General features: G+C 58.7%; 15 protein-coding genes and 3 pseudogenes. 9 read left to right on the top strand and 9 right to left on the bottom strand.

What is annotated here, in order from left to right:
- From FHS84_RS15585 to FHS84_RS15575, 4 genes and pseudogenes are all read right to left on the bottom strand, one after another.
- Positions 1 to 2,463 carry an N-6 DNA methylase gene (locus FHS84_RS15585; protein WP_166935971.1) on the bottom strand — a complete coding sequence of 821 codons (2,463 nt, stop codon included), beginning with the start codon at positions 2,461 to 2,463 and terminating at the stop codon, positions 1 to 3.
- A gap of 9 nt (positions 2,464 to 2,472) precedes the next feature.
- Entirely contained in the window at positions 2,473 to 4,638 is a 2,166-nt protein-coding gene (locus FHS84_RS15580) for a DEAD/DEAH box helicase family protein (RefSeq protein ID WP_425061568.1), read from the bottom strand.
- 69 nt (positions 4,639 to 4,707) lie between these two features.
- A pseudogene (locus FHS84_RS23120) lies at positions 4,708 to 5,016 on the bottom strand (DEAD/DEAH box helicase family protein); the annotation flags it as partial.
- Between the two features lie 115 nt (positions 5,017 to 5,131).
- Positions 5,132 to 5,422 (bottom strand): type II toxin-antitoxin system ParD family antitoxin, encoded by a 291-nt coding sequence (locus tag FHS84_RS15575; RefSeq protein ID WP_166935967.1) that lies wholly within the window; start codon positions 5,420 to 5,422, stop codon positions 5,132 to 5,134.
- 210 nt (positions 5,423 to 5,632) lie between these two features.
- Here FHS84_RS15575 and FHS84_RS22270 point away from each other — a divergent pair.
- Both FHS84_RS22270 and FHS84_RS23115 read left to right on the top strand, forming a co-directional pair.
- Positions 5,633 to 5,914 (top strand): annotated as a pseudogene (locus tag FHS84_RS22270) (hypothetical protein); the annotation flags it as partial.
- 38 nt (positions 5,915 to 5,952) lie between these two features.
- Positions 5,953 to 6,171: pseudogene (locus tag FHS84_RS23115) on the top strand (hypothetical protein); the annotation flags it as partial.
- Between the two features lie 14 nt (positions 6,172 to 6,185).
- Here FHS84_RS23115 and FHS84_RS15565 read toward each other — a convergent pair.
- Both FHS84_RS15565 and FHS84_RS15560 read right to left on the bottom strand, forming a co-directional pair.
- The gene (locus tag FHS84_RS15565) at positions 6,186 to 7,103 is read right to left on the bottom strand and encodes a glycerophosphodiester phosphodiesterase family protein (RefSeq protein ID WP_166935963.1); all 918 of its coding nucleotides are present in this window, start codon (positions 7,101 to 7,103) and stop codon (positions 6,186 to 6,188) included.
- Positions 7,104 to 7,220: 117 nt separating this feature from the next.
- Positions 7,221 to 9,734: a TonB-dependent receptor gene (locus tag FHS84_RS15560; protein ID WP_166935960.1), complete on the bottom strand. Its 2,514-nt coding sequence runs from the start codon at positions 9,732 to 9,734 to the stop codon at positions 7,221 to 7,223.
- 1,180 nt (positions 9,735 to 10,914) lie between these two features.
- Here FHS84_RS15560 and FHS84_RS15555 point away from each other — a divergent pair.
- Positions 10,915 to 11,943: a LacI family DNA-binding transcriptional regulator gene (locus FHS84_RS15555; RefSeq protein ID WP_208393905.1), complete on the top strand. Its 1,029-nt coding sequence runs from the start codon at positions 10,915 to 10,917 to the stop codon at positions 11,941 to 11,943.
- A gap of 15 nt (positions 11,944 to 11,958) precedes the next feature.
- Here the strand turns inward: FHS84_RS15555 and FHS84_RS15550 are convergent, their stop codons facing one another.
- Positions 11,959 to 13,131, bottom strand: a complete 1,173-nt coding sequence (locus FHS84_RS15550; protein WP_279589345.1) for an MFS transporter — start codon at positions 13,129 to 13,131, stop codon at positions 11,959 to 11,961.
- 136 nt (positions 13,132 to 13,267) lie between these two features.
- Here FHS84_RS15550 and gtfA point away from each other — a divergent pair, with 136 nt between their 5' ends.
- From gtfA to FHS84_RS15520, 6 genes are read left to right on the top strand one after another with little or no spacing between them, the layout of a single operon-like run.
- Positions 13,268 to 14,806, top strand: coding sequence for a sucrose phosphorylase (gene gtfA, locus FHS84_RS15545; protein ID WP_166935956.1), 1,539 nt, complete (start codon positions 13,268 to 13,270; stop codon positions 14,804 to 14,806).
- A 27-nt stretch (positions 14,807 to 14,833) separates the two neighbouring features.
- Positions 14,834 to 15,757, top strand: a complete 924-nt coding sequence (locus FHS84_RS15540) for an ROK family protein (RefSeq protein WP_208393903.1) — start codon at positions 14,834 to 14,836, stop codon at positions 15,755 to 15,757.
- Between the two features lie 24 nt (positions 15,758 to 15,781).
- Positions 15,782 to 17,587 carry an alkaline phosphatase family protein gene (locus tag FHS84_RS15535; RefSeq protein WP_243851127.1) on the top strand — a complete coding sequence of 602 codons (1,806 nt, stop codon included), beginning with the start codon at positions 15,782 to 15,784 and terminating at the stop codon, positions 17,585 to 17,587.
- Between the two features lie 17 nt (positions 17,588 to 17,604).
- The gene (locus tag FHS84_RS15530; RefSeq protein ID WP_166935952.1) at positions 17,605 to 18,861 is read left to right on the top strand and encodes a ComEC/Rec2 family competence protein; all 1,257 of its coding nucleotides are present in this window, start codon (positions 17,605 to 17,607) and stop codon (positions 18,859 to 18,861) included.
- Positions 18,862 to 18,911: 50 nt separating this feature from the next.
- Positions 18,912 to 20,438, top strand: a complete 1,527-nt coding sequence (locus FHS84_RS15525; RefSeq protein WP_166935950.1) for a carboxylesterase/lipase family protein — start codon at positions 18,912 to 18,914, stop codon at positions 20,436 to 20,438.
- 45 nt (positions 20,439 to 20,483) lie between these two features.
- Positions 20,484 to 22,205, top strand: a complete 1,722-nt coding sequence (locus FHS84_RS15520; protein ID WP_166935948.1) for a glycoside hydrolase family 13 protein — start codon at positions 20,484 to 20,486, stop codon at positions 22,203 to 22,205.
- A gap of 64 nt (positions 22,206 to 22,269) precedes the next feature.
- Here the strand turns inward: FHS84_RS15520 and FHS84_RS15515 are convergent, their stop codons facing one another.
- Positions 22,270 to 23,472 carry an alpha/beta hydrolase gene (locus FHS84_RS15515; RefSeq protein WP_208393902.1) on the bottom strand — a complete coding sequence of 401 codons (1,203 nt, stop codon included), beginning with the start codon at positions 23,470 to 23,472 and terminating at the stop codon, positions 22,270 to 22,272.
- 328 nt (positions 23,473 to 23,800) lie between these two features.
- On the bottom strand, positions 23,801 to 24,583 hold the full coding sequence (locus tag FHS84_RS15510; RefSeq protein WP_166935946.1) for a TetR/AcrR family transcriptional regulator: 783 nt from the start codon (positions 24,581 to 24,583) through the stop codon (positions 23,801 to 23,803).
- Positions 24,584 to 24,805 lie beyond the last annotated feature (222 nt).

Below are 24,805 nucleotides of genomic sequence, written 5' to 3'. Positions count from 1 at the left end.
TCACGCTCCATCCAGCGAGGGAGCGGCATCGCCCCAAACTCGCGCAAGAGTGACTTGAATCTTCTTCTCAAAGCGGGTGACAAGTTCGCGGTTCGCGTTGACGAGGTCTTGCTCGGCTTTGATTTCGGCAACGATGGCTTGCTGAATATTAAGTGGCGGTAGAGCTATCACTGTTCCAAATAGTTGCTCTCGATTTATCTTCGGGATGCTTGCGCGCTCGTAAAATCCACGGATCGACTGCTGAAAACGGTCAGATAGAAGAGTCGTAGCAATGAAAGTGAGATCCGCCCTATTTTCGTCAACGGCAAGCGGATACATATCAGAACTGCAATAAGCGTCCGCCTCGATAACCGTTAGTTTGTTCAGGTATGGTCGTATTTTGCTGTAGAGTAGCCGCTTTCCACTGAACTCATATACTGGGCCATTCACCCGCTGGGTCGCGGCACTCTCAGATTTCAGCAATCGACCTGTATTTGCTTCAAAGCTATCCGCCCCGAAATATGGTTTCGACAAGTCGACGTCGGTAGTTATCTTGCCACCCATCGCGCAAATCTCACCTATTGGCACCTGCGGCCACTCAGGATCTACCGGAATGCAAGGATGGTAGTTGTCGAGAACGGCTCGGGCGCCGTCGATGACCTTCTGGTAGCCCTCAATCTCCGCTACAATTTCTTTCTGCACCTCCAGTGGGGGGAGAGGAAACTTACGCCGTTCCATTCCGCTCTTGGTCGCATGGACCATTGCGATGCCATTGCCCTCAGACTTGATATTTTCGGAATCAGCGGCAAGGAGATGAAACAAGAACATCTTGTCAACTGCCGCCGTCACCTCAATCTTCCAAATGTGGTAGTGATATATTGCTCGCGGTCCTTGCCAGATGCGCGGACCAAACGATGCGGACCATGCATAAAGTAGGTCTCCCTCATCGCAATATTTTTCGTCTTCCAGATTTAGATCAGAGTAATACCAGCCGCGATTAGAGAAAAAGTTTCCAACCCGAAGGACCGGGGTTGGGCCTTCCGATAGCAGTTCTTCTTGTTTGTAGGCGCGTCCGTTTATCAGTCGGGCGATTTTTCCCAACTCGACCAAAGGCCATCTCTTCGCCGCTACATTATTCCCTTCCCGATACCGCTCGCCTCCCAAGTTGAATTCGCCATTCGCCGCCACTTTTTCCTTCGCAACGACGAAGCCCGCGATTGGATGAAAATCGTCCAACGTTTCGCGTGCGCGCAAACGGCGAAGATACTCCCTAAGCTCACCGCTCACTTGTGGCAGGTCATTTTTTTCGATGGATCGCCGCTGGGCGCCAAGGCTGAAACCGTCATTTTCAGCCCTGAAAAATGCAATCGTATCGGCTAGTTTCGCCAATGTCTTGTCGAAAATCAGGATGGAAGTCTTGACACCAGAATAGGGATTGAACACGCCAGCGGGCAGCGAGATGACGGCGACGAGATATTCTTCCACCAGCATCTTGCGCAACTGAACGTAAGCACTTTGGCCTTGAAAAATGATGCCTTCGGGTACGATGATTCCTGCGCGCCCACTCGGCGTTAAGTGCTCGGCCATATAGTTTACAAACAGCACTTCGCTGCGCTTCGATTGTACCGAAAAGCGGTTATGCGGTTTGATCCCGCCCTTAGGCGACATGAAAGGCGGATTGGCCAAAATCACGTCGGCATATTGGTTCCAGCGTTCCTGACTGGTCAGCGTGTCATATTCGTAGATATGCGGATCGGTAAAACCGTGCAGGTAGAGATTCACGAGCGACAGGCGCACCATATCGGGCGAGATGTCGTAACCGGTGAAATTTTTTGCCAACATCCCCTTATCATCCGGCGTCAAGGTGCTCTGGCCATCGGCGCCCATACTCGCCTTAAAGATGTGCTTATAGGAAGAAATCAGAAAGCCCGCCGTACCGCAGGCGGGATCGAGCACCGTTTCTGTTTTTTTTGGATCAACAATTTCGACCATGAAGTCGATGATATGGCGCGGGGTACGAAACTGGCCCGCATCGCCTTGCGAACCCAACACCGAAAGCAGGTATTCAAAAGCATCGCCCAAACGCTCGGAATGATCGTAGGTAAATTCGTCGATGATCTTGAGAAATTCGCGTAAGGTCTCGGGATCACGATAGGGCAAATAGGCGTTCTTGAAGATGTCCCGGAACAATGGCGGTACGCCGGGATTTTCCGGCATTTTGCCGATGGCCTCGGCATAGAGGTTCAAAGTTTCATGCCCGCCCAGACCGGAACGCATGAGCTTGGCCCAACCATAACGTGCATATTCACCCGAGAAGAACTTGCGCTTCCCGCCAAACTCTTCGCTCTCCGCATCCATATCGTCCATGAATTTATAGATCATGGCGATAGTGATTTGTTCGACCTGGCTTTTGGGGTCCGGCACTTTGCCGACAAGGATGTCGCGTGCGGTATCGATGCGGCGCTTGGTTTCAGAATCGAGCATGGTGACTTTCTAAGCCAGGAACTGGTTCAGGGACACGTAGTCCTTGATATAGGCAGGGATCAGGGTGCGGTACTTTTCTGGGACCGCGCGGAAGTCGCGGCTATTGAAAACCGGATTGGTGTTCAGATCGGTGTACTGCCGAGTTTCGATGATATGCCGCAGGCGGTCAGATGTGGCATATGCCTTGAAATAGTTCTTGATGGCGGGAAGCGACGCGGCGTCGGTCGGCTTGGCATCGGCGACAAACTTCGAGAACTCCTCTTCGAGCAATTCGTCCTTCGATTTGAACTTCGGGATTAAGCCAAAGATCTTTTCGAGAATTTCCCGCAAGGTAATTCGTCGGTCTACGGCAGCAGCGCGGCGAAGCTTGTCGAGCGTATAATACTCTTCGGGCTTGTTGAAGACTTCCCGGTTGACATAATCGATCACACGATCCCAATGACCATCTTCAACCGCCTTGGCGATGGCGTCATTCTTGCGCACGACATCCTCGAACCTATCGAAGAACATCCGGTCAACACGCATACCTTCAAGGCCGATGGCCTCTTCTTGAATGGTCGCAAGGACATCGGCACCCAAGTGCTCATAGGTTCTGGTCGGTTCCCGCATCCCGCCACCAGCGCCATCGTCATCGCCCAGGCTAACGCGAGGCAGTATAAGAACCTGGTCGTAATCGTATTCCTCTTCAAAGTACTCACAGTTTGCAAAATAGTCGAAGAGCTTGAACGTACGCTTTTGATGGTCGGTGACACCGGCCTTCAAATCTTCATCGAAAACTTGTTCAAAGAAATCATGCCTGCGCGTGCCGCGCCCTTTGATTTGGATGAAATCGGTCGGTGAGAAGATCGGGCGGAGCAAGCCGATGTTCAAAATGTCTGTGCAATCGTATCCCGTTGTCATCATACCAACGGTGACACAAACACGCGCTTTGCTCGTCTTGTATTTCGGAATGAAGTTGCCGCTGCCGAGCAAGTTGTTGTTGGCGAAATTGATGGTGAATTGCTGCGCGTCCGTAATCTGCGATGTAACCTGCACGGCAAAATCGGATTGGTATTTTCCGGGAAACATTCGGTCAGCCATTTGGTTGAGAATTTGCGCCAGCTTTGCCGCGTGGTTCTGACTGACGGCGAAAATGATCGACTTTCCAACTTCGCGGCTTATCGGATCGCGCAAGGCGTTTTCCAGAAACGTCTTGCAGAATAGCTGGTTGGTCTTTTCGGAGAAGAACCGCTTTTCGAATTCGCGCTGCTTGAATGCTTGTTGCTGGTCTTCGCCTTCATCATCGGTGAACGTAACAACGAAGCCCTGCTCCGACAGCAAGGCTGTGGTTATCTCCGTACGCGCATCGACCACCATAGGATTGACCAGATAGCCGTCCTTCACGCCGTCAAGCAGGGAATACCGAAACGTCGGCTGCCCGCTTTCGCAGCCAAAGGTGCGATAGGTATCTAGCAAGAGCCTCCGCTCTGCCTCACGAGGATCGCTTGTCGCCGGGCAGCCCTTCTTGAAGTTCTTGAGATAGTCTCTTGGGGTTGCGGTCAGTCCGAGCTTATATCCGACAAAATAGTCGAACACGGCACGGGCGTTGCCACCTATCGAGCGATGCGCTTCGTCTGAAATGACGAGGTCGAAGTCGGTCGGGGAAAATTTGCGCTGGTACTTGTTGTTGAAAAGAAGCGACTGCACCGTGGTCACCACGATTTCGGCCCGCCGCCAATCGTCACGGTTTTCCTTGTATATGACGGTATGAAAGTCTGTAGACAATAACGCGGCGAACGCTTTCTTGGCTTGGTCTTCCAACTCAAGCCGGTCAACCAGAAAGAGCACGCGCCGGGCATTTCCGGTCCGCAAGAATAGCTTGATAATGGCGGCCGCGGTCAGGGTCTTGCCGGTTCCAGTGGCCATTTCAAACAGAAAGCGATCTTTGTCTTCCTTAGCCGCCCGCTGCAATGCATGCACGGCATTCAATTGGTAGGGACGCAAAAATCGGAGCTTATTCGCCTGAACATAGGCATGACGCTCGGCTTCATTTCTCCAGCCAGCTTCTGACGCATAGTTGGGGCGTTGCGTTAGAACGATGTAATCGTCGTTGATCGCTTCGTCGATGAGCCGCTGCGGATCGGGAGTGACCTTCTGATAACCGGCGACCGATATCGGGTTAGGGAACGAGGTCACGACGTACGGATTGCCGCGGTCCAAATCCCAGAAGTAGTGCAAGTTTCCGTTCGACAGGATCACGAACCGGCAGTTTTGGGCTCGCGCGTACTTGCGGGCCTGCTCCTTGCCGACCAGCGGGTTCTTGTCCTCAGCCTTGGCCTCTAGGACCAAGAAGGGAAAGCCCCTTTGATCGAGTAGAAGGAAATCGATGAAGCCGTTCGCGGTTTTTTCGAAATTCGCACCTAACGCGTCCAGATCATTCGTCGTGATCTTGGTGTGCGCTTCCAGACAGATGTTGGCGGGGCCGCTTTCATCCGCGAAAAAGCGCCAACCAGCCTCCTGAAGCAGCTTGTTGATCTTTATCCGCGCTGTGGCCTCGTTGCCCCCGTTTGGCACGTTGCCCCCCCCTTGTTCACCTACCGATGATTCGGACCAATTAACAAAAGGTCCCCTAACGACCGCATGCAAGTGCTAAACACCGGTTGATGATGGACAATTTCGCCTACCCTTTTCATACCTTCGCTTTCTCGACCGTGCGGCGGGCTGCAAGAAGCGCCCTGCCTTCGGCCTTGATGGTCTCGGCCGAGACTTCACCAACATTGCCACTGGCGATACTCCGGGCGATCACATCACGCAGCAATACGCGCTCCTGCTCGGCTTGACCGCGCTGCAGCTTCCAAGTCCGCAAAGCTTCGCGAACAACTTCGCTGGCGCTCGCATAATCGCCAGACTCGACGGCCCGGCCGATCATGGCCGCCATCTCTTCAGTTAGGGTGACACTCAGCTTCGCTTCGCTTGGCATGGCTTCTCCTCACAAGAGGCGGATACTATAGCATAGTATCGCCCCCGAGTGCAGGACGGGATGGCTTGGCGTGCTTGGATGCCCAAAGTACAAATTCCCAGCGTGCCACCTTGATGAGGTGGCGACAAAAATTCTGAGTAAAAATTGGGGGCATATTTGGGGGTATCTGAAAAATTCAAAAGCTGAATTGTCTTTGTTTTTCTTGACCTTATGCAAAACTTATGGATCCCTCCGGCTCCGCCAAAATTCCTTTCCAGGGTGTCTCAAGACATCCCGCAGAACCTTCAAAAACCCAATAAAATCAGGCATAATCTGCACCGTGCCGTCCAAGGACGTTTCCTGCCATCTCAACCGGCTGGGGGCATATTTGGGGGCATCTGTGAAATCCGGCAGAGGAAAAATGCCCCCATGCCCCTCACCGACGCGGCCTGCAAAGGTGCCCGCCCTGAGGACAAGCCCTATAAGAAAACCGACGGCGAAGGCCTCTACCTGCATGTCTTGCCGAGCGGCGGCCGGTATTGGCGGCTGAAATGCCGGTTCGGTGGATGGCGTCTACCCGGAAACGTCCCTTGCCCAGGCCCGTGGAACGCGTGCCGTCGCCCGGAGACACCATTTATTGTCAGGACGTCCTGCGCCGGCTCGAGACCGGCATTTTTCCCTGTTATTGGCAGACGGTGGACATCACGCCTTTCGCCGTCTTAGGCGCCCTTCGAAAGATCGAAAACCGAGGCGCCGGAGAGACAGCCCGCCGGGCGGGACAGTGTCACCACGTCCGACGGGACAGATACTGCAATAGAGATTGGGGCTCGTCGGTTTGGATGATCGAAACACCGGTTTGGATCAGCCGCCCCCAGACCGCGTCCGGATTTTCGAGAGCACCCGCGTCCGTATAAGAACCTGACAGGTTCATGGGATGACCGGTGGCGATATCGCTGGTCATGGTGTTGACGAACAGCGCGCCGCCGCGATTGCCAAGAAGTGCATGAAGGCGGTCGATGGCAGCATCGCGATCGAAGATGACCTGAACCGCATCCGGCTGCAGCGCTTCTACTTTGGCCAGAAATTCGGAATCGCTCAGCTTGCGATCGCGTTCGATGTCGACCAGCTGCAGCGCGATGCCCGATGCTTTGGCGCGTGCGACGACGGCCGGATCGACGTCGAGGGAAACGTTCAGCTGGACGCTGCTTTGTGCGTGTGCCGCAACCACCTCGTCGATGACCTGGTCGAGCGCGGCAGCCTTGACGTCGAGATTGACAAGGATCCTGTTCCGCACGACCGCCAGCGCGGCGGCAAGTGTCGGTACATGGCGGCGGGTTAGTACATTCTTCTCTCCGCCGCCGCGCTCGCGCAGCAACAGCGCCGTAACATCTTGCTCAGCCAGGTCGGCGACCGCGCCATGGCCGTTGGTGGTCCGGTCGACGGTTTCGTCGTGCATCAGAATGAGATGTCCGTCCTTCGTAGTTCGGACGTCCACCTCCACCATATCGATGCCGCGCGCGATGCAGGCGCGAATCCCATCGATGGCATTTTCCGATGCCATCTTCCAGCAGGCGCGATGCGAGGCCACCAACACCGAACGCGCAGGGTCATGGAAGGATTTGAGCCCGGCTGCGCTTGCCGGCGCAGAAAAGGCCACCAAAGCCATTGCAATCGCGAAAGCAGAAACCCTCAGCGCTTTCATCGCCGCCTCCTGACGGCCGTTCCAGGCCGTCTGAAAAGAATTTGGCTGCATATGCCTGGTAGGGGAGAGGCATATGCAGCCAAGTTGCCTAATACACTGGGGAGTGTCCGGTATTTCTTACCACTTATAGGTCAGCGACATCTTGTAGATCGCCCCGAAGATGGGCCGTCCGTAATTGACGTCGGAGGTCTCCTGACCGCCGACGGTGTCGGTACGGGGGTTGCCTTCGGTGATGCCGTTGGTGTTGGTCAAATTCTGGGCATTCAGTCGAAGATCGATCTTCTCCGTCAATTGCGCCGAAATGCTCAGGTCGATGGTCGTAAACGCCGGCAGTTCCGTGTGGTTGCTGTAGTCCACAAAGCGCTTGCCCATATAGTACACGGTCGCCGACACCTCTACGGGCTTGCCGAAGACGTTGTAATAGAACGTCGGCGTTGCCGAATAGATGTACTTCGGAATGCGCGACAACTGCTTGCCGTCCATACCGGGGTATACAAGACCAGTCGACGTGTTGGTCAGGCTCTGGGTTTCCGGGTTCTGAATAGTCGCCGATCCCTGAATGCTGAAAAATTCGATCGGCTTCCATTCGAACTCAAGTTCTTCGCCGATCGTCTGGGTATCGCCCTTCAGGTAGAGCGTTCCAATCGAGGCGTCGGGATTGATGATCGCCGTGCTGGTCGAAAGATTCTTGAAACGGCTCCAGAACGTCGTCGCCGAGAACGACAGGCTGTCGAAAACCACGCGGACCCCGCCTTCGGCCTGCTTGATGGGCGTGTTTGGCGTGACGTCCGTTATATAGACGGTCGATTGCGTCGGTAGACGTTCGGCCGACGTATAGCGCGCGAAAACTTCGGCCTGCGGAATGAACTTGTACTGAATGCCAGCCGACCAGTTGAATGCGTTTCTGTTGTCGCTGCGCGGGTTATAAACGCCAGTCAGGCCAATGACGTTGTTATCAGCCAACGTGGTGGCATCGCCGAGGTTCCTGGTGCCGGTGGCATAGTTGCCGCCATCCGCGTGATAGCGGGTGTAACGGACGCCCACATCGACGGAGAGATCACCAAACTTGACGGTATCCCAGAAATAGGGGGCCAAATAGTAGCCGTTGGCGTCGCCGGCGTACACGCCGCTGCCATAGCGCGCGAAGCCGTGGTCGGTGACATAACCGACCGTATTTCCGGATGCGTTCAAGGCGACAACGTCGAGCAAGTGCGGCTGGTTTTGAACCGAAACCAGGATGTTGCTGTAGAGCCGGTTCTGGGAGAAATTGTAGTAGTTGACAAACAAACCAGCCGAAATGGTGTGCTTGCCAAGCATCCCGCCCAACGGGCCGTCATTGAATTCCTTGGTAAGCTGCAAGTCGTTGACGAAAGAACTGAGATTCGTTCGGACCCGGTAGAGACCGGTTTCCATGACGAGCCCATCCGAAGCCCGCGACGGATCAAAATTCGAACCCGTCGTGGCATCGACATACTTGACCGACGACACCGACGCGCCGAAGCCGGCAACCGCTTTGGTCAGACTGCTGGCCAGATAGGCCGTGCCCGAAACCGGCGACGAACCGGAGAACACGCCGTTGTAAACCACGTGAGCGTTCACGTAGCGGATCTTGTCGGTCAGGATCAGGCCATCGCTGATGTTCCAGGTGAGACTGACACCGGTCTGGAAGACCTTGGTGTGAATGCCATCCGAAAGATCCATAGATTCGGTGAAATTGTCGCTGCCATTGAAGCTCTTCAGGGTGGTGTATTCGAGTGCCTTCGACACCACCGTGCCGTACAGCGGGCTGAGCACGTTCGACAGCGATTTCGAAGAGTCAGTGGGATCGATCAAAGGCAACGCCGTGTAGAAGATGTTACGGTCGTTGAGGTACTTGGCATCGACGTCGATATGCACGTCGCCGAGGTTGAACGACAGGCTGCCGCGAATCTGGCCGCCGCGGTCCGCCGTGAATCCAGGCTCGCGATATCCGTCGTCCTGACGCAAATAGCCGCCGACCGCGTAGGTGATCTTGTCGGTCAGCGGGCCGGACGAATAGCCATCGCCACGGATGTAGCCGTGGTTGCCGCCGGTGATGGAAATCGCGCCTTCCGGCGTATCGGTGCCGCGGCGCGTGATGATATTGACGATACCGCCGGGGGCGTTGTCGGCAAACACAGGCGCCGTGCCACCGCGTACGACTTCGACGCGCTGGGTCATCATGTCGGTCACATCGAACGAGTCGATGTTGAGGAAGGAGTCTTGCGGCTCGCCGAACAGGATCAGGCCGTCTTCCTGCAACTGAACATATTTCCAGCCGCCGCCCGGAAGGCCACGTACGTAGAGGTTGCCGCCGCCGCCTTCACCGCCCGACGGCTCGGCCGAGAAGCCCGGAACGCTCTTCAGCATATCGACGACGCTGAGGGGAGCGGCGCGCTGCAGTTCCTCCTCGGACATCGTGCTCACCGAAAAAGCGGCATCGACTTTGGCACGGCCGATCGGAGTGCCGGTCACGATAACGGTCTCGATCGGGGCCGCTTCCGTTGATTTGTCAGTTTGAGCCTGTGCTTGCGGCATACCCGCCAGTGCGATCACGGCGCAGCTCAGGAGCCACCCGGAACGCTGAGCCAGAACACTGCTATGTCTCGTCATATTCATGTCCTCTCGTCCTCCCATCCGGCCAACTTCCCGCGGCTCGGACCATTTTTCTGGCATCTGGCATAACACAACCATCGCACTTTGCAATCGTATGCATGGCCCAAATCACGCGGGAATTGGCGCGCGCGTCAAAATTGCCACAGAGCCAATAGGGCGCCACTCCGAAGCGGACACCGGCGGATGGGAGCAATACAAAAGATGTTGGCACACCAAAGCGATTGATGCCTCGTCGCTGCTTCGACGCGAGACGTGGCGGGGCGCAGCAACAATCCGCAGAAGCGGATCCGGCTATATGTAAAATCGGCCGGCTGCGAGAGAAACTCGCACTAGAATGCAGATTCTTCGTTCGCCGAAGCAAAAATCCGCACCCCGCCTCGCTGGGCAAACCCCTGCCTTTGTTGGTTGGTCTCCCGCCCCGCAATGACAACGGGAACACCGCTATCGCTCCCATCGCCACGAGCGCACGCACCACACATCAAGGGCCTCCATCCGCATTCATAGACCCCACCAGCCAGACCACTTCCACACCGATCCCATCGGGCTGCGAAGCCGCTTTACAAAATTGCAATCGTTTGTAAAATATAACGGAGACAGAGACCATTAGCCCTGATCGCATGGGCGGCTCCCGACCGCGGAGAGGCTGCTCACGCTCTGCCGAATCCGGGGACCAGCAAAAATTTGAAAAGAGCTCACCATGAAAGTCTGGTTCGTAGCGCTATGCTGCATCGCAATGCTTGGCACATCGCAAGATGCACGGGCTCAGAGTCGGTGCCGCGAAGGTGGACGTCTCGCGTCAGGCCGGTCGTGGGCCTGACGGGGTCAGGGGCATACTCGATCATTCCTTTGTGCGGGAAATCGTCCTCGGAAACGACAAGATCAGCGGCGCCCTCATCACCGTCGCTACGATCGGCTCAGCAACGAAACCAGGGCCAATAACAGCTCCCGAGCCAACGCCGGCACCGATGTGATACTGCGCCCCACTCCGACCGGCCTGCAATCATCGCAGCGGAGACGCCGACCGCCCCAAAAATGGCCAGAACCCTGGACAAATTGCCGCCTGGATGCGACCACTCAAAGTGTGGAGCTTTGCGTGACCGAGCCTGACCGGAACCCTGCGATGGTATACCGATCGCAACAGAATAGACTTCAGGGTGTGCGCGCATAGGGAACTGCAATGCCCAAAAAGAGTACGCCGTCGAACATCAAGATGTCGGACATTGCCAAGATCGCCGGGGTGCATACCTCGACGGTTTCGCGCGCACTGGCCGGCAGCCCGCTGGTCGACGAGGCCGTCCGCAAAAAGATTGCCGGCATTGCCCGCAGTTGCGGCTACGTGGTCAACTCCGCCGCTCGTAGCCTCCGGCTGCGCCGCAGCCAAACGATCAGCGTCGCCATTCCGCTCGGTCACGAATCGCAGCAGCCCCTAAGCGATCCATTCTTCGTCGAGATGTTCGGCTACCTTGCCGACGAGATCACTCAGCGCGGTTACGGCGTGCACCTGCAGAAGATTCTGCCGCCGATGGATCGCTGGCTGGAAAACCTGATTGCATCGAACCAACCCGACGGCATTCTCATCATCGGCCAAAGTACGGAACACAAAGCCATCGAAGCGATGGCCAAGAAGTTTCTGCCTCTAGTGGTTTGGGGCGGCCAGGTCGCCCGTCAATCCTATTGTACAGTCGGTTCGGACAACATCGAGGGTGGCCGCCTCGCCGCAGAACATCTGCTCGCCTGCGGCCGGCAGAAAATCGTGTTCGTCGGCGATACCAACGCGCCGGAATTTTTGCTGCGCTACAAGGGATACCGTGCGGCTCTCGAACACAGTTCGCATGACATCGAGAAACCATACCTGGCATCCTCGCATCTCACCGCCGACGGGGCGTATGCCGCCGTGAAATCGCTCATCGCGGGGAAACATGCGCTCGACGCCATCTGCGCCGCGACCGACATCATAGCGGCCAATGCCATCCGGGCGATCACCGACACCGGCAAGACGGTTCCCGGCGATATCGCCGTGGTCGGTTACGACGACATTGCACTGGCCGCCCATACCAATCCACCGCTGACCACGGTACGCCAGGATATCCAGCAGGGCGCCCGGACGATGGTCGATCTCCTGTTCCGGCGCATCGACGGAGAGAAGACGCCGTCGGCCATCATTCCGACGCAGCTGGTGATCCGAGCTTCCAGCGGATGTCCGTAACCGCCACCGATCGGTTCAGTCCGCGGGTCCGTATTCCGACACTCCGAGCGCGAACAGGCGTTTCCGCGCCGGGTTTGCGATGTGGTTGTAGACCAGTCCGAGCAGCAGCAGGAAGGAAAACCCCGTTGCCAGCCAGAAGCCGTAGCGGGCATCGCCATAGGCATCACTGATGGCTCCCATCGCCAGCGGCCCCGCCGCGGCAGCAACGGCCGTAAAGAAAAGGATGACACCGGCGATCACGCCATGCTCGGCCTTGGGGAAGCAACTGATGCCTTTGGAGTTCAAGGTCGGATACATCATCGACATGAACGCACCGGATAGCGGCAGCAGGAATACCGCCAGCGACGGCCCGCCCAGCAGCGCCCCCAGGAAGCAGACAAAAATCGCCAGCGCGAACACGGCCAGGATCATGGTCCAGGAATACCGCGCCAACAGCCAGGCACCCATGAAGCGGCCTCCGGCACGTAGCACGAAGAACACCGTCAATGCTCCGGCGGCAAGTCGCGCCGCCATACCCTGACTGTGCCCGAGATAGGTCGGCATCCAGACGTAGATCGCCACCTCAACCGTGACATAAAGCATGATAAGGAATGAAAAGCCGAGCGCGTACGGATCCCTCAGCATGGCGAGCGTATCACCGATGCTGACCGGCTCGGCGCGCGGCGCTCTGTTATCGGCGGGAAACCGCGTCACGGACGCCAGGACGATCAATAGCGCGCAAATGACGGCAGCAATTACGTAAAGCCACTTCCACGACATGCCAGCGATCAGAAGCGCCGCCACGATGGCCGGCCCGATGATGCCCCCGAACCCGAAGAAGCCTTCGACGGTGTTCATAACGCCGCTGTGCTGCTCGGCCGTTTCGGACAAGTCGCCGACCAGCGCCAGGGCGCCGATCTTGAAAATACTGATTCCAAACCCCGCCGCGCCAAGCAGAACGACGAAGAATAGAAAGTGATTTCCGAATGCGAACAGCAGCGAACTGATGCCGTAAACGGCCAAGCCAACGATGATCGTACGCTTGCGGCCGAAGCGGTCGGCCATGAAACCGAACAGGATGGCGCCGATCGCAATGGCGGCCATCGGCACATAATGGAAGGAGCCCGCCGCCTTCATGCTGAGATTGAACTCGCGAATGATCGCCGGGATCACGCTGCCGACGGCATCGCTAGTCATGGCGAACATCATAAACATCAGGCACGTGAGCCATTTTGCCACCTGCCGCTGATGCACTCGGCCTTTTTCGGGTTCAGATCTCATCGTGGCGGTCATTGCAGCCGAAACCTATTTGATTTCTTCTGCAATCGATTGTATACCGATCCTCATGAAAAACAAGGTTCAACTCATTGCCTACGCGGACCGTTTTGGCGGCCAAGGGCTCCAGGGCCTGCACCGGCTCCTGACAGGACCGCTGAACGGCGTGTTCGCCACCGTTCACATACTGCCTTTCTTTCATCCCATCGACGGCTCCGATGCCGGCTTCGATCCCATCGACCATACAAAGGTCGACTCCAGGCTTGGCCGCTGGGACGACATCAAGGCGCTTTCCGCCGATGTCGACGTCATGGCCGACCTGATCGTCAACCATATGTCGATTCACGCTCCCCAATACCGCGACTTTTCACGCTATGGCTCGGCTTCGCCCTACGATGGCCTGTTCCTCACCAAGGAAGCGGTGTTCGCCGGAGAACCCGCTGAAGCCGATCTGGCGCAAATCTATCGGCCAAGGCCTGGCCACCCGTTCACGCCGACCACCCTGCAAAACGGCGAAAAACGCACGCTATGGACGACCTTCACGCCGCAGCAGGTCGACATCGATGTGCGCCACCCGCAAGGCGTAGCCTATCTCGATAGCATCATGCGCACGTTCGCGGCCAACGGCGTCAAGGCTATCCGGCTGGACGCCGTGGGTTACGCCATCAAGCGAGCCGGCACCAATTGCTTCATGATTCCCGAGACGTTCGATTTCATCTCGGAACTGACCGCCAAGGCTCATCAACTCGGAATGGAAGTGCTGGTAGAGGTCCACTCCTATTACCGCCAGCAGATTGCAATCGCCGCCAAGGTGGATTGGGTTTACGACTTCGCCCTGCCCCCGTTGATCCTGCATGCCTTCGCTGCGAGCGATCCGGAACCACTGAAGAAGTGGATTGCGGTTCGCCCGAAAAATGCCCTGACGGTTCTAGACACCCACGACGGCATCGGCATCATCGACGTCGGTGCGATTGGCGGAACGCCGGATACCCATCCCGGCCTGTTATCGGCGCGCGACATCGCCGCACTCGTGGACACCATCCATGATCGCACCGGCGGGCAGAGCCGGAAGGCGACCGGCAACGCCGCATCAAACCTCGACATCTACCAAATCAATTGCACCTACTTCGACGCCATGGGACGGAACGAAGCGCAATATCTCATGGCGCGCGCCATCCAGTTCCTGCTGCCCGGCATTCCACAAGTCTATTATGTCGGCCTTCTCGCCGGCGGAAACGATATGGACCAACTCGCCCGCACCCATATTGGTCGCGATATCAATCGTCATTGTTACGGCATGCCCGAGATCAGCGCCGCACTGGCCCGCCCCGTGGTACAGCAGTTGATCGAGCTGATCCGACTGCGCAACACCCATCCAGCTTTTGCCGGAACCTTCACACTTCTGCCGACGACCGACTGCCGTCTTGAATTGCAATGGATGAAGGATGCCAGCTTCGTCCGCATGGCGATCGATTTCGAAACCATGCACGGCGAACTGCAGTACACCGCACCGGACGCGGCGAAGGCCGGTGACAGCAGCGTGAAAACCATCAGCTTCGGCGAATCGGAAAACAGCCGCCAGACAACATCGGCGCGCGTGCCGACATAGCGCCGTCGCGGACAAAGGCGGCCATCGATGCCGCGGAGGTACATGGTGATGCAGGGCCCGCTGTTCGGCACCATCGAAGCTGGGGGAACCAAGTTCGTCTGCGCGCTTGGTCGAGATCCGCATGAAATGCGCCGTTGCTCCCGCATTCCCACCACCACGCCGGAGGAGACGCTGGGGCGTGCGGTAAAATTCTTCCGCGATGCCGAACGCGATATCGGACAATGCGCCGCCTATGGCATTGCCTGCTTCGGTCCGGCCGCCGTCGACCCGTCATCGCCGCAGTGGGGTTCGATCCTCGCCACACCCAAACCAGGCTGGAGCAATGTCAACGTAGCCGGCGCGATCGCCGAGGCGTTCGGCAAGCCGGTCGGGTTCGACACCGATGTCAACGGTGCCGCTTTGGCCGAATTTCGCTGGGGTGCTGCACAAGGCGCCGATGCGGTTGTTTACATCACGGTCGGCACCGGACTGGGCGCAGGTTTCGTGATCGACGGCCGTCCGCTGCACGGCGCCCGACACCCGGAAGTCGGCCATATCCTCCCGCGCAAACACCCAAAGGATTTGACGTTTCCCGGCGTGTGTCCGTTCCACGGGGACTGTTTCGAAGGGGTCGCCTGCGGTCTGGCGATCGCCAAGCGCTGGGGAAAGCCGCTATCGGAGTTGCCTCAGGACCACGAGGCCCACGCGATCATCGGCTGGTATCTCGGTCAGCTGGCATCGGCTCTTACCGCAACCTATTCGCCGCGGAAAATCATCTTCGGCGGCGGCGTCATGAAGACACCCGGCCTACTGGACGGCATCCGCAAGAGCGCGGTCGCTCTCACCCGCGGCTATTTCGCGGACGACGAGACCTTGATGGCGTCGATCGAGGCGCCGGGTCTGGGAGACAATTCGGGATTAGCAGGCGGTCTGGCGCTTGCCGAACATGCTTGGCTGCTCGCCGGGAAGTAACCGGAAACGGGAAGGATCATCGTGATGCGCGTATCCGCGCTTGCCTTAGCCACCAGCGTCGCTTTGACGGCCGCCGTCGCCGGGCCGCCTCCCAGCCAGCGCAACGTGATCATCTTCGTAGCCGACGGTCTCCGCTACGACAGCGTTACACCAGAAACCGCACCGACTCTGGCAAAAGTCCGCCGCGAAGGTGTTGACTTCGCCAACAGCCATTCCGTTTATCCGACTCTGACGACGGTCAACGCCGCCGTGATCGCCACTGGGCATTATCCGGGCGACAACGGCAATTACGGCAACCGGTTCAACGTCGATGCCCCCCTTAGCTGCGCCAACGGGTCGACCGTCGCGTTTGCCGAAGACAACTGCGCCTTGCGGGAAGTGAAGAAGCTTTGGCCAAAAGACTATCTCGGCCAGACGACGATTATCGAAGCCGCACGTAAAGCGGGGCTCAACACGGTTCTGGTCGGCAAACGCGGGCCGCTGGCCATTCAGTATCTGTCCGCGCTCGACAGCAGAAACGACGATATCGGCGGACCGGTCGGCATTTTCCTCGATGAAGCTGCCGGTCGTAGTCCGCAAAGCCCGACACTGAGCGGCGAACTCATAAGTGCTGCCGAGCATGCGGCCGGCCAGGACAAGCCTGCCGCCACCACCGTTCCCAACCTGACACAGCAGGCGTGGCAAGCGTCCGTCGTTTCGCAGGTGCTGCTGCCGCGGCTGAAACAAGCCAACAAGCCGTTTGCCATGCTGTTCTGGTCGCGTGATCCCGACATCACCCAGCACATGGCTGCGGACAGTGACGGGATGCTGACGCCCGGCATCAATTCCGCCAACGGGCGGATGGCGATCTACAACGCCGATACTTCGCTCAAGATCATTCTCGACGCCCTGAAACGGCTCGGCCTGGACGACAACACCGACGTTCTGGTGGTGGCCGATCACGGCTTCTCCACCATCGCCAAGTCGGTACCTGCGCCCAACGGCAGCGTCAGCGGTCCCGAACTGCCGTTCGGCTTCCTGGCCCGCGATGTCGCCGGATGGCTTGGCGCCAAGACATTCGATCCCAGCCGGAACAATGCGCCGATCGATTTTGCCAAAGGTGAAACGCCCAAGGACGGCGATGTCCTGATCGGCGCCACACCGGATGCCCCGCAAGCCCTGATTACCAACAACAACAACGACTACATTTACATCCCAGCGGGTCCCAACCGGCGGCAGATCGCCAAGCGAATTTTTGCCAAGTTGCTGGATGCGCCCTACGTCGGAGCCCTGTTCGTCAACGACGATCTCATGAACGGCGGCGACAAGAAAGATTTTGCCGGGGCACTACCCATGAGCCAGGTCAATCTGATCGGCTCATCCCGGCTTCCGACGGCGACGATCGTGGTCGGCTTCCGTACCTTCGTGAATCCAGCTTGCACACTGGGCGAACTGCTTTGTGCGGCAGAGGTATCGGATATCAGCCTGCACGTCGGCCAGGGCAATCACGGAAGCTTCAGCCGTGCCGACACGCGCAACTTCATGGCCGCCATCGGACCGGACTTCAAAGCCGGTGCCGTCATCACGTCGCCCGTCGGAAACATGGATGTGGCGCCGACCGCTGCGCATCTGCTCGGCATCGCCCTGCCGGGGACAGGCAAGCATCACGGCCGGGTCATCGGCGAAGCCCTGAAAGGCGGGAAAGAGCCGAAGGTCCTCAAATCGACCATCGCGTCCGACAAGGCGCCCAACGGGGTGCAGACCGTGGTGGTCATGCAGATGGTGGGCGATACCAAATATTTCGATGCCGGCGGCATTCCCGGACGCATGGTCGGAATACCGCAACAATAGCCAACCAGGAGAAGACAATGAACAGCACGCACATCAGCCGGCGAACCGTGCTTCAGAGTGTTGGCGGCGGCGCACTCGCCGCTTCCGCAGCAGCACATACCGGATCGCTGGCCGGCGGCCCCTTGGCGCCATGGACGCCGGGCACGCTCGACATCCATCACATCTCGACCGGACGCGGCAACGCCACGCTGATCGTGTGCCCGGACGGAACCAGCATGATGGTCGATGCAGGCGCGACGTATGCCTCGCTGGAATACACCGTCGCTCCCATACCGGATGGCTCGCGCCGGCCCGGCGAGTGGATCGGCCGTTACGCCAAGCGGCATCTGCAGGCCGCGGGCCACGGCGAAATCGACTATTTCGTGCTGACCCACTTCCATGGCGATCACATGGGCGAGACCACCGCCGGCTCGCCACCGTCCAAAGACCATGATTATCTTCTGACGGGCGTCACCGACGTCGAAGCAGTCGTTCCCATCCGCCGCTATATCGACCGCTGCTATCCAACCTACGACTACCCCATTCCCCAGAATGATCCTTGGACCGGCAACTACCGCAAGTTCATCGCCAGCCAGGTCAAGCGCGGCCGTTCGGTGGAGCGTGTCCGCGTCGGTTCCGCCCGGCAGATCGCGCTTCAGCACAAGCCAAGGAGCTATCCCGACTTCGTGGTCCGCAATCTGGCTGCCAACGGCGAAGTGTGGACCGGCGTGAACGAAGAAAGCCGTCACCTCTTTCCCGAGATTGCAAGCCTGAAACCCGCCGATTATCCAAGCGAAAATATGTGCAGCTTGGCGCTGCGCCTGAGCTACGGCCCGTTCGACTATTTCACCGGCGGCGATCTGACCTGCGGAACCCAATACGGCGAAGCGCCATGGCAGGACATTGAAACGCCGGTGGCGCAGATCGCCGGTCCGGTGGAGGTCGCGGTCATGGACCATCACGGCGTCACCGGTGCCAGTGGGCCGGGCTTTATCCGCGCCTTGCGTCCCAGGGTCTTCGTGCTGTTCGCATGGGATTCTGCGCACCCCTGCATGGACACGCTGAATGCGATGATGGGAACGCGGCTAAACACAGGGCCGCGAGATATCTTCTCAACCGCGATGAAGCAGGAAACCCGGATCGCCAACCGGCAAGTCGCCGACATGAAAAGCCAGAATGGCCATGTCGTGGTGCGCGTGGCGCCCGGCGGAAAGACCTATCACGTTTTCATCACCGATAACGCCGACGAATCCGACCGGGTGATCGCCCAGTTTGGGCCTTATACCTGCGCGTGACGGTTCCAAGTGCCGCCGGTGGCAGGCGACTGGATAAAGGGAGGATTTTCATGAAAATCGCATGGGCTGCGTGTATCGCCATCCTGGCCACGGCACCTTGCCAAGCCGCGATCTCATCGCCGGTCAAAACCGAAAACGGCTTGGTGCGCGGAGTGCCCGGACGGGATGCCGCCATTACCGCCTTCAAGGCCATTCCCTATGCCCAGCCCCCCATCGGCAAACTTCGCTGGACGCTGCCGCGACCCGCACGGAATTGGAGCGGCGTGCGCAAAGCCGACAAATTCAGCGCCGGCTGCGCCCAGCTTTTTCCACAAGCCCAATTCCCTAGAAGCGAAGACTGCCTTTATCTGAACGTCTGGACTCCCGCCAATGCAGCCGCCGCGCGCCTGCCGGTTATGGTGTGGATTCACGGCGGCGGCTTGCGCGTCGGCTCGGCAGCCGAACCGCTATACGACGGCGAAGAGATCGCCAAGAAGGGCGTGGTGGTCGTTACGTTCAACTATCGCCTGGATGTTTTCGGCTTTCTCGCTCATCCCGAACTATCCAAAGAATCCGGCCACAACAGCTCCGGCAACTACGGCCTCTACGACCAAGTGGCGGCGTTGCGCTGGGTGCAGAAAAATATTGCCGCATTTGGCGGCGATCCGGCCAAGGTCGCGATTTTCGGACAGTCGGCGGGCGCCTATTCGGTCGCCAGTCATGTCGCCTCGCCGCTATCAAAGGGACTATTCCGCGCCGCAATCATCCAAAGCCTGAGAAGCAACTACGCTGCGGTGCCGATGCGGTCGCTGCAAGAAGGTGAAGCCGCGGGCGTGGAACTTGCCCGCTCGGTAGGCGCCAATCGCCTGGCCGATTTGCGCACCATGTCGGCCGACAAGCTGCTGGCGGCAAACAAAACCGGTGTGCCCGTTTCCGCCAATGTCGACGGCCGGTTCCTGCCGCAGAGCGCCGATGAAATCTATCGGGCAGGCAGGCAGAACAAAGTATCGGTGCTGATCGGCTCCAATTCGGACGAGGCGCAGCACTCGATCCGGTCGGCGTTATCCGCCGGCGACTACATGGCAAAGGCACAGAAGGATTATGGCGCCGATGCCGGGGCATTCCTCGCCCTCTACCCCGGCAACAGCGATCTGGAAGCGAAGGAATTCCAGCAACGCCGTCTCGCCGATTTGACTGCGTTCGGCGAACAGAGCCTGGCCAGACAGATCGCCGCCACCGGATCCCAGGCATACCTCTACTATTTCTCGTACGTTGACCGCGGCGGCTACAACAGCGAGGAGCCGGTGTTCGGCCTGAAACTGGGTGCCGATCACGGTGCCGAACTGCCCTACACCTTCGGTCTTCTCAACCACTGGAACAAACCGGTGCCTGATGACGACCGCAAACTTCAGACGGCCATGATGGCCTATTGGGTAAACTTCGCCACGACACTGGACCCCAACGGCGCGGGCCTGCCGACGTGGACGCCGGTGACCAAAACCGGCGATGACGTCATGGTCTTCGACCGCTCCCTCGGCATGCAAACTCATCCTCGCGCCGCCCAGCTTCGCTTCCAGACTCTTCACCCCGGCAAGTGAAGCGGTCCCGAACCATCGCGGCGCCAACCCCGGAAAAGGAAGGCCATGTCGCACGCATTTGCTAGACTTTGCGCCGGCGTTTCGTTGGCGGTGCTGCTGCAAGCCGGCGCGGGGCTGGCCGCGCCCGCCACGCCGTGGTGGAAAAACGCGGTCATCTACGAAATCTATCCACGCAGCTTTCAGGATTCGAACGGCGACGGAATCGGCGATCTCAATGGGATTACGGCGCGTCTCGACTACATCAAATCGCTCGGCGTCGATGCCATCTGGCTGACCCCGATCTACCCCTCGCCGCAGATCGATTTCGGCTATGACATTTCAGACTATCTGGATATCGACCCGGCGTACGGTACGCTCGCCGATTTCGACCGATTGATCGCGGAAGCCAAAAAGCGAAATATCCGCGTGGTTATCGACTTCGTCCTCAATCACACGTCCAACAAGCATCCCTGGTTCGTCGAGTCGGCGACCTCGCGCGACAGTCCCAAACGCGATTGGTATATCTGGCGCGACGGCAAGGGTCCCAACCAGCCGCCCAATAACTGGATATCGTCCTTCCATCACCCAGGCTGGGACTACGATGCCAAAACCGGCCAATACTACTGGCACCGGTTCTATGCCGAACAGCCCGACCTCAATTGGCGCAATCCGAAAGTGGCCGCGGCCATGGAGGACGTGTTGCGCTTCTGGATCGCGCGCGGGGTCGCCGGGTTCCGGCTCGATGCCGTGAGCGCTCTGTTCGAAGATCCTGCATTGCGCGACGAGCCCATCGTCACCGATGCAACGGGTAAACCCGTGTTGGACACGTTCGGCAATCCCAAGCTCAACCGCACACGGAACGGCTATGGACCCGAAACGCACGCCGTTCTGCGCCAGCTCCGCAAGGTGGTGGACGAAACCTCGAACAAAGAAGTCGTGCTGATCGGGGAAACACACGTCGAGAGCGTTGCCGACCTCAGGAAGCTGTACGGAGCCAAGGACGACGAGCTGCACCTGCCGATGGACCTCAAGGGGGCGTTTATCGACAAGCTGGATGTCGCCCGCTTTCGCGACTTCATCGCCGAAGTGCAGAACGGCCTCGATGGCAATCCGGCCCTGTTCGTGTTCGACAATCACGACCATCCACGCTGGGACCGCTATGGCGACGGCATCCACAACGACGATATCGGCCGCGTGCTGGCCAGCGTGCTGCTCGGTGCGCGCGGTGCGGCGATGTACTACTACGGCGACGAGATCGGCATGGCCACCACACCGCCGGTCCGCCGGGAGGACGTACGCGATCCGGTGGGACGCACGGGCTGGCCGTACGACAAGGGCCGCGACGGAGAACGCACGCCGATGCAGTGGATAGCAGGGGCCAATGCGGGTTTTTCTCCGGCGGGGGTCACGACCTGGCTACCGGTTCCACCGCAAACCACTGTCAACGTCGCGGTTCAGAACGGCGAACCGCAATCGCTGCTGAACTGGTACCGCCAACTCGGCGCCTTGCGTAAGACCAACGCAGCAGTACGTGACGGCAAACAGGTCATGCTGAACACCAGCGATACGCATGTGTTGGCCTGGGAACGGCGCACCGCCGAAGAAAGCGTGGTCTTCGCATGCAATTTCACCGCCGCGCCGCAGACGATTCGCATCGCGCTGGCAGGACAACCGGCTCACGGTAAGCGAGTGACGGTGCTGTTGAACTCGCCGCAGCAGCGGCCTGCGAAATCGCTGCAGGAAATCTCCCTGAAGCCTTACGGCGTCATGGTTCTGCGGGTTCGCTAAGTCGCGAGATCTACGGCGAAGGATATTCGCCGTAGATCCAACGCGAAGCGGCGGTCCGCCACCCCTATTTGAACAATCTCGGCGCAAAGTCGTTCAGATCGCGGCGCCAGGTCAACCACTCGTGCTCGGTGTCGGGCGACGCGAAGAAGACGTATTTGATGCCGGCTTTGTCCAGCACAGATCGGAACGCACCCATCCCTTTCTGGAAGCGCGGTCCCTCCGCCGTACCAAGGCCGAGCCACAGCAGCTTGACGTGTTTGTTGAAGCTCGCACCATCCTTGAAACGGCCGCCGAACGCCGTTGCCGGATCGTGCGCCTCTGGCTCAAGAAATCCCATCGAGCCGCTGAACCCGCCGATATAGGCGAACAGATCGAGATTACGGGTAGCGTAGTCGGTCGCCTGAATGCCACCCATCGAGAGCCCCGCCATCGCCCGGTGATCGCGATCGGCGATAGTGCGGAACGTCGAGTCGACCATTGGAATGACGTCGTCAGTCATCACCCGCTCGAACGTCATGAAATCGGCCGAACTTCGGTGCGGCGAAGACGATGGCGGCGCAACGAACGGACCGTCGGCTTGGGAGGCATAGCCGGTGTTCATCACTACGATCATCGGAACGGCCTTCTTCGCGGCGATCAGATTGTCCAAGATCAAGTTGGCATGGCCCTGGAAGGTCCAGCCGGTTTCGTTCTCGCCGCTGCCGTGTTGCAGGTAGAGCACGGGATAGCGCGCGGCGTCCCGGTCGTAACCAGGCGGAGTATAGATGAAAGCGCGGCGCCACTGCCCCGTGACCTTGGACTTGTAAATGCGGATGCGGACATCGCCATGCGGCACATCGGCGACAACATCCGCTGCCGCGCCGTCTTCCGGTACTTCCACGCCGCTCATGGCCTTATTGGCGCCAAAAAACGTGTTTGTTCCTGGGTCGTTCATCGAAACACCGTCGACGTTGAGCGAATAGTAGTGGAACCCAACAACCAACGGTGAGGTGACAACGCTCCAGCTGCCACCAGCGTCTTTGGTCATCGGGAAGCGCTTGCCGCTCAGCAATTCCACCGCGACCGCCTTCGCGGCGGGCGCCACAATGCGAAACTCCACTCGCTTATCCCGAAAAATCCGGGGGTACGCAGCTCCGGGGACATTGGTCGCCGAAGGCTCGCTGTCTGTGCCTCCGCCTGCCGCCGCTTCCCGCTCGACCGTGACGGCGCCCAACGAGGCTGTCGCGGCCAACATGGCAGCAACGAGCGCCAGCAGAACCTTTTTCATCGAAATGTCTCTCCCTGTTTCGCCGCATGCCGACGACGTTTATTTGTCATTATGCTACGCGCTCCCGGCCCTCTATGCAATCGTTTGTAACTGGGGAATTTGCACCGATCCCTCCCCGAGGAGGCCGAACCTCGGTGCGATCCCGTGAAACAAACAGATTCCGACACCGCGCGGTCACGGACGGCTCTGCCGCGAGCGCAGGCGATGCCGAAGGGCGCGACGATTTCGAAAGCCAAAAGGTGGTCGCTACGACTGTAGACAAGACGACAGCCGCCGATCCTACTTGTGCGACCGCCCGGCTACGATGCCTTGGCAGCCCCGACGCCGGTCAAGTGCGGACGAGATGTCGGACTTCGCGTGCCACCTCGTCGGTGCCGTACACGGAGAGGAATGCGATCATCACGCGATAGGCATCTTTCTCGATCAGATCCGGCGTGGTGGCTTCGATTACATTCCACAACCGCAACCGCGGCAGGTGGCAGGCGCAAAGATCAAGCAGGAACTCCGCCGCGTGCCGAGGATTGCAGCGGCCCAACAAGCCCTTCTCGACCGCCAGTACCACCAAGGGAGCGAGCCGCTCGATACCGCGCTTGACGCCGAATTCATTGAGGGCCTGTCCGAGCTGCGGAATCCTTTTCGATTCCGCGATAATCATGCGTTCGAACTCGACCAGATCGTCCGATATGAGCATGGAGATAAAACGCTGGGCAAACAGCGCCACCGCCGTGCGTGGATCGCTGACCGGCGGAGTAAAATTGTAAAGCTCGTCGAACAGGCGCGCGCTTTCAGCGTCGACCACTGCGATGAGAAGGTCCTGTTTGGAGGGGAACAGGCTGTAGAGCGTGCGTTTCGAGCCGCCGACCTCCTCCGAAATCTTCGACATCGACGTGGCGGCATAGCCGTCGCGAATAAAGGCCTGGCGGGCCACGGCAATGATTTGCTCCCGCCGGTCATCGCGTTTCACGCGATCTGTCATCTTCACACCTGCTACTTCCGTCTGACCAGATCCGTACCATAATCCATTTTTCACGCCCCGAACGAGGCGATAGCGGGAGGCAACACTCCTCCCGCTTACGGCTAACGGCACGGCCGGGTTGAGAAAAATTCCCATTCAAACCGATGATTAACTGCGAATTTGGAACGGTACGGTACCGTACATTTTTTTATTGACTCTCATGTCGGCTTCCGGCAATTTCCAATTGGTACGGTACAGTACCGTACTAAACGGAAGCCTTCATTTCAAGAGCCGCTATGCAGCCCATATCCCCCGATCAAAGCCGTGCGGATGGCTTTGCAAACCCCACTGCAAGGCCACACCCCCTCCGCCGAGCGG

It is taken from the genome of Rhizomicrobium electricum, from assembly GCF_011762045.1.
GTDB lineage: Bacteria > Pseudomonadota > Alphaproteobacteria > Micropepsales > Micropepsaceae > Rhizomicrobium > Rhizomicrobium electricum.
This window is presented reverse-complemented; position numbering and strand designations above follow the sequence as displayed.